Source organism: Janibacter anophelis NBRC 107843, from assembly GCF_001570945.1.
Classification (GTDB): Bacteria; Actinomycetota; Actinomycetes; order Actinomycetales; family Dermatophilaceae; genus Janibacter; species Janibacter anophelis.
Map to the genome: position 1 here is coordinate 1 of NZ_BCSQ01000112.1, position 1,647 is coordinate 1,647.

The 1,647-nt window shown below is 70.0% G+C and carries 2 protein-coding genes and 1 riboswitch; both genes read left to right on the forward strand.

Annotated features, from left to right (window positions below; translation table 11 throughout):
* Positions 1–101 precede the first annotated feature (101 nt).
* On the forward strand, positions 102–755 hold the full coding sequence (locus JAN01S_RS16365) for a GTP pyrophosphokinase (RefSeq protein ID WP_068319890.1): 654 nt from the start codon (positions 102–104) through the stop codon (positions 753–755).
* A 117-nt stretch (positions 756–872) separates the two neighbouring features.
* Positions 873–1,023, forward strand: a riboswitch (cyclic di-AMP (ydaO/yuaA leader).
* Positions 1,021–1,647: peptidoglycan-binding domain-containing protein (locus tag JAN01S_RS17625; protein ID WP_068319893.1), on the forward strand; the 627-nt coding region annotated here is incomplete at its 3' end. It overlaps the preceding riboswitch by 3 nt.

Sequence of the window (1,647 nt, forward strand, 5' to 3'; positions counted from 1 at the left end):
CACCTCCCGAGGTGGGGGCCCGCCGTCGCCCTCCCCACCCCTTCGCCCACAGGTCCGCTGTCTAGGCTGTCCCCACCAGACACCGACCTCGCGGAGATGACATGAGCGGCATGCCGGAGCTCCCCGCCGAGGACGTGCGCCGATTCGCCCAGATCCGCGAGGACTTCACCCGGATGATGCTCGGCTACCGCTTCGGCATGGAGCAGGTCGCGACCCGGCTGGAGATCCTGCGCGAGGAGTTCGCCGAGCTGCACCTCGACAACCCGATCGAGCACATCTCGACCCGGGTCAAGAGCCCCGAGAGCATCATCGAGAAGGCGGGCCGCCAGGGCGTCGAGCTCGAGATCGAGGCCCTGCGCGAGCACATCACCGACATCGCCGGGGTGCGGGTCATCTGCTCCTTCGTCGCCGACGTCTACCGGCTCGTCGACTCGCTCACCGCGCAGGCCGACATCACCGTGCGGGTGGTCAAGGACTACATCGCCAACCCCAAGCCCAATGGCTACCGCTCGCTGCACGTCATCCTCGAGATCCCGGTCTTCCTCTCCTCGGGTCCGGTGCAGGTGCCGGTGGAGGTGCAGTTCCGCACGGTCGCGATGGACTTCTGGGCGAGCACGGAGCACAAGATCTTCTACAAGTACGAAGGGGACGTCCCGCCCCACCTGCGCCAGCGGATCACCGACGCCGCGGTCACAGCGGCCCGGATGGACGAGGAAATGGCCGAGCTGCACCGTGCCGTCCACGGCACCGACTGATCGAGAAACTTTCTCCACACCCCCGTTACCATTTCGTGTCCCAATGCCTTACGCTTCTCGCGACCCCACACACGAGGGGTCGCCACCGGGTCGCCGAGTCCTGCCAACCCGATTGGCTCCCTGAAATCGCCATGGCAGGAGCGGGGGAACCACCGATCCACGGCCTCCCGGCCTCGGGGTGAAGTCCTCGTGGTCCCTCGGACCACTGGGCGGAGTGATCTCCACTCCAACCCGACAGCTAACTCCGTAGGCGTAGGAGAGACCCATGTCGATGTTCTACGCCGGGCGCCACCGCGCTCCGAGCCAGTCCTCGCAGGTCGGCAAGCGCGCCAGCGCCACGGTGGTCGCCGCCGCGGCCCTCGGCCTCGGAACCGCCACCATCGGCGCCCAGAGCGCGACCGCTGCCCCGTCCACGTCCTCGACCGAGTCGACCGCCACCTTCTCCGGCCTGGTCAAGCAGGGCGCCCGCGGTGACCTCGTCAAGCAGATCCAGCGCAAGGTCGGCGTCTCCGTCGACGGCGTCTTCGGCCCCGCCACTCGCGCCGGCGTCGTCCGCTGGCAGCGCAGCCACGGCCTGTCGGCCGACGGCATCGTCGGTCCCCGCACCGGCACCAAGATGCGCCTGCGGTCGGGCAGCGCCACCGCCGCGCGTTCGTCGCGCACCTCCACGCGCACCACCAACTTCACCGGCCTCGTGCGCGTCGGCTCCCGCGGCGACGTCGTCAAGCAGGTCCAGCGCAAGGTCGGCGTCTCCGTCGACGGCGTCTTCGGCTCCGGCACCCGCGCCGGCGTCGTCCGCTGGCAGCGCAGCCACGGCCTGACCGCGGACGGCGTCGTCGGCCCCCGCACCGGCTCGGCCATGGGCCTGACCGGCTCGACGCGGACGACCACC